Annotated in this window: 5 protein-coding genes; all 5 read left to right on the top strand. The window is 67.0% G+C overall.

Going from position 1 to position 4,144, the window contains the following annotated elements; translation table 11 throughout:
* Positions 1-1,169 (top strand): thiolase family protein (locus EOA27_RS25280; protein WP_245491157.1); only part of this gene is annotated, 1,169 nt, incomplete at its 5' end.
* On the top strand, positions 1,169-1,609 hold the full coding sequence (locus tag EOA27_RS25285) for a zinc ribbon domain-containing protein (protein WP_126078741.1): 441 nt from the start codon (positions 1,169-1,171) through the stop codon (positions 1,607-1,609). The genes EOA27_RS25280 and EOA27_RS25285, both read left to right, overlap by 1 nt.
* Entirely contained in the window at positions 1,606-2,058 is a 453-nt protein-coding gene (locus EOA27_RS25290; protein WP_126078740.1) for a MaoC family dehydratase, read from the top strand. The genes EOA27_RS25285 and EOA27_RS25290 overlap by 4 nt, the downstream gene beginning before the upstream one ends.
* Positions 2,055-3,299 carry an MFS transporter gene (locus tag EOA27_RS25295; RefSeq protein ID WP_127257533.1) on the top strand — a complete coding sequence of 415 codons (1,245 nt, stop codon included), beginning with the start codon at positions 2,055-2,057 and terminating at the stop codon, positions 3,297-3,299. The genes EOA27_RS25290 and EOA27_RS25295 overlap by 4 nt, the downstream gene beginning before the upstream one ends.
* A gap of 52 nt (positions 3,300-3,351) precedes the next feature.
* The coding region (locus EOA27_RS25300; RefSeq protein WP_145970519.1) for a GntR family transcriptional regulator at positions 3,352-4,144 on the top strand (793 nt) is incomplete at its 3' end.

Consider the following 4,144-nt stretch of genomic DNA (forward strand, 5'->3'; position numbering starts at 1 on the left):
GACCGGAGCAAGGCGGCATGAGCCGGGCAAAGGGAGCGGTCGTCGGCATCGGCGAGTTGAAGCCGCAGCGCCTGACCAGCGGCGTGACGACGCTGGAGATGATCGCCGAGGTCTCGCGCCTGGCGGTGCTCGACGCCGGGCTGGAGCCGGCGGCTATCGACGGGCTGCTGGTCGGGCCGCAGGTCGGCGAGACGCCGCAGCATGTTCCGGCGACCATAGCCGAATATCTGGGACTCGCGCCGACCATGGCCAATGTCGTCGATCTTGGCGGCGCGTCCGGCGCAGGCATGGTCTGGCGCGCGGCGGCCGCGATCGAGGCCGGCATGTGCGAGGCGGTGCTGTGCGTGCTCGCCAACAACCGCGAGGAGGTTGCACCCCGCTCGCCCAACCGCAATCCGATCCGCGAGTTCGACGTGCCTTTCGGCGCTTCGGGCGCCAACATCTCCTATGCGCTGCTGATGCAGGCGCATATGGCGGAATACGGCTCGACCGCGCGAGATTTCGCGCTGATCGCCGCGGCGGCGCGCGCCAGCGCGCAGCTCAACCCCGACGCCATCTTCTATGGCAAGCCGGCCGATGTCGAAGCGGTGCTTGCCTCGCCGATGATCGCCTCGCCGCTGCATCTCCTCGAAATCGTCATGCCGGTCGCCGGCGGCGAAGCGGTCGTCGTCACCTCGGCCGAACGCGCGCGGTCGTTGCGCAGGCCACCTGTCCATCTGCTCGGCGCCGGCGAGAAGGTCACGCACCGCGCGGTCAGCCAGGCCCCACACCTGACTTCCGGTCCGCTGAAGAGCGCAATGGCAAGGGCCTTCGCTCAGTCCGGCACGAAGGCTGACGAGATGGACCTTCTGTCGCTCTACGACTGCTACACGATCATGGTTGCGACGACGATCGAGGATGCCGGCCTCTGCGCGCCGGGCCAGTTCGGCGCGTGGCTCGGCGACCACGACCTTTCGCACAAGGGCGACAAGCCGCTCAACACACATGGCGGCCAGCTCGGCTTCGGCCAGCCCGACCTTGCCGGCGGCATGACCCATGTCGTCGAAGCGGTACGCCAGCTGCGCGGGGAGGCGGGTGAACGCCAGATCGGCAAGGCCTGGCTCGCGCTGGTCACCGGCAATGGCGCGACGATGAGCGAAGCGACCGCCCTGGTGTTGGGGGCCGCCTGATGTCCGTCGATCTCAACACCCTGAAAACCCCTGGCCCGACGATCACCGCGCTGTCCAGGCCGTTCTGGGATGCCGCCGCCGAGGGCCGGCTGACCATCCAGCATTGCGAGGGTTGCGGCAAGGCCGTCTTCTATCCGCGCCCGATCTGCCCGCATTGCTGGAGCAAGCGGCTGGTCTGGAAAGACGCATCGGGCAGGGGACGGCTCAAATCCTTTTCCAAGGTGCATAAACCCGGCCATCCCGGCTGGCTGCCCGCGGCACCGTATGTGGTCGGCCTGGTCGAATTGGCCGAAGGCCCGACGATGCTGAGCTTCATCCTGCCCGGCACACGGCCGCAACAGATCGGAGACATGCTGTTGCTTGCGCCGACCGCCATCGGCGGCCGTGTCCTGCCGGCCTTCAGACCAGTCGAACCCAGAGCAGAGGAGAAGCCGCAATGAGCATCGAAACGAAGGACGGTTGGGTGGGTGTCGTGAAAGGCCGTCCGCAGGTCGGCGCCTTCGCCGAGCGCACGCGACGCACAAGGATGAGCGACATCGAGGCCTTCACCGGCATCACCGGCGATCGCAATCCCCTGCACTACGACCGCGCGCTGGCCGAGAAGTCGGTGTTCGGCAAGCTCATCGTGCAGGGCGGCGTCACCTCCGGCATCCTCAACGCGTTGGTCGCCGAGGATCTGCCCGGCCCCGGGACCGTGTTCCTCGAAGTGGCCTGGAAGTTCGTCAAGGCCGTTGGCGTTGACGAGGAGATCACCGGCCGCGTGGAGGTCAAGGAAGTGCGCCCCGACAAGCCGATCTGCAAGATCGAGACCAGCGTGCGCAACGGCCAGGGCGAGCTTTGCCTGACCGGCACGGCCACGGTGTTCACCGTACCGCTGCAAGGCGCATGAGCACGGTCGGGGGCGGCCGGCTTGGCATGGCGGCCGACAGCGAGCGCTGGCGCGTGCTGTCGCTGCTTTGCCTGGCGGTCGTCCTGTCGCTGACCACGTGGTTCTCGGCGACCGCAATCCTTCCCGAATTGAAGCAGGAGCTGGCGCTGGGCGCCAGCGCCGAAGCCTGGCTGACCAATGGCGTCCAGGTCGGCTTCGTCATCGGCGCGCTGGTGGCGAGCCTGGTCAATTTGCCGGACCTTGTACGGCTGAGCCGCCTGATGGCGGCAGCAGCCCTCGTCGCTGCTTTAGCCAACGCGACGCTGCTCTTCCATCCCGGGCCGGGCGGTGTGATCGCCGCGCGCATCGTCACCGGCGCCGCACTTGCCGGCGTCTATCCGCCGGCGCTCAAGCTGGTCGCCACCTGGTTCGCGCGCGACAGGGGACTGGCGCTCGGCGCGGTCATCGGCGCGCTCACAGTCGGTTCGGCGCTGCCGCATCTCTTCCGCGCCGTCTCGACCGTGCTCGACTGGCGGCCCGTAGTCGCCGCGGCAAGCGTGGCCACCGCTGCGGGCGCGCTGCTCTTCCTGCTGTTCGCGAAGGAAGGACCCTATCCCTTCGGCAAGGCTATCTTCGAGCCCTCGCGCATCGGCCAGGTGTTTCGCGAAAAGCCGCTGCTCCTCGCCAATCTCGGCTATCTCGGCCACATGTGGGAGCTCTATGCCATGTGGGCCTGGCTGCTCGCCTATACGCGCGCGGCCTTCGAGGCGCAGGCGATCGGAACAGCCGCCACAGCCTCGCTCGCGACCTTCTTCGTTGTGGCATCCGGCATTCTGGGATGTCTGCTCGGCGGCTATCTGTCGGACCGGATCGGCCGCACCGCCACCACCGCCGGCATGATGCTCGTCTCGGGAAGCTGCGCGCTGCTGATGGGCTTTCTGTTCACCGGACCGCTCTGGCTGTTCATGCTGGTGGCCATCGTCTGGGGCGTGTCTGTGATCGGTGATTCGGCGCAGTTCTCCGCCGCCGTCACCGAGCTTACCGACCGCCGCTTCGTTGGTACCGCTCTGTCCGTGCAGCTCGGCGCCGGTTTCGCGCTGACGGTGCTTGCCATCTGGCTGACGCCGCGCTTCGCCGACTTCATCGGCGGCTGGCGCTGGGCCTTCCTGCTCCTGGTTCCCGGACCGCTTCTGGGGGCCGCCGCCATGCTATGGTTGCGAAACTTGCCGGAGAGCGTGAAAATGGCGGGCGGCCTCCGGTAGGGAGGCGCTGCCGCTTTTTGAGTCGCGGCAAATGATTTGCGGCGGGACCCGAATGGAACAGGCAACCAGAACGCGCGGGCGTCCTCGTTACGACCAGGAAGATGCCGAGGCGGCCGAGGCTTTCCGCTCGATCGGCTCCAAGGTTCAGCTCAACCGCGACGAGGCGGCCCCGCTCTGGGTGCAGCTGCGCAACCAAGTCGAGGAGGCGATCAACACCGGTCTGCTGGCAGCCAATTCGCGCATTCCCTCGGAACAGGCGCTTTGCGATTTCTTCGGCGTCTCTCGTCCCGTCGTGCGCGCCGCGATCGGATCGCTCTCCAATGAAGGCCGCATCATCAAGATGCCGCGCAAGGGCATGTTCGTCGCCGCTCCCCGCGAGCATGTCGACTTCATGACCGCCAATCTCGGCGTGTTCGACGATTTGACCGCGAAGGGCCACAAGGTCTCGACCCGCACGCTGGAGATCTACCGCTGCCCGCCGAGCGAGAAGGAGTCCAAGGTCTTCGGCATTCCCGCCAATGGCAGCGTGGTCCGCATCAGCCGCGTCTACATGACCGACGGCACGCCGATCACCATGACGCGTATCAGCCTGCCGGGGCATCGGGTCCCGGGGCTGGAGAACATCCTGTCGGAAAACCAGTCGATCTTCGGCACCATCCGCGCCGTCTTCGGCCTGACGGTGAAGCGTGCCGACCGCTGGCTGCGTGCCGCGCTTCCCACCAAGGAAGAAGCCGATCAGATGGGTGTCGCCGCCAACACGCCGCTGATCGAGATCGAGTCGATCGCCTATGATTCCGACGGCGCCGCGCTTGAATATTACGAGGCCTTCTACAACTCCTCTGTCG

The sequence above is a fragment of the Mesorhizobium sp. M2A.F.Ca.ET.037.01.1.1 genome (genome assembly GCF_003998075.1).
Taxonomy (GTDB): domain Bacteria; phylum Pseudomonadota; class Alphaproteobacteria; order Rhizobiales; family Rhizobiaceae; genus Mesorhizobium.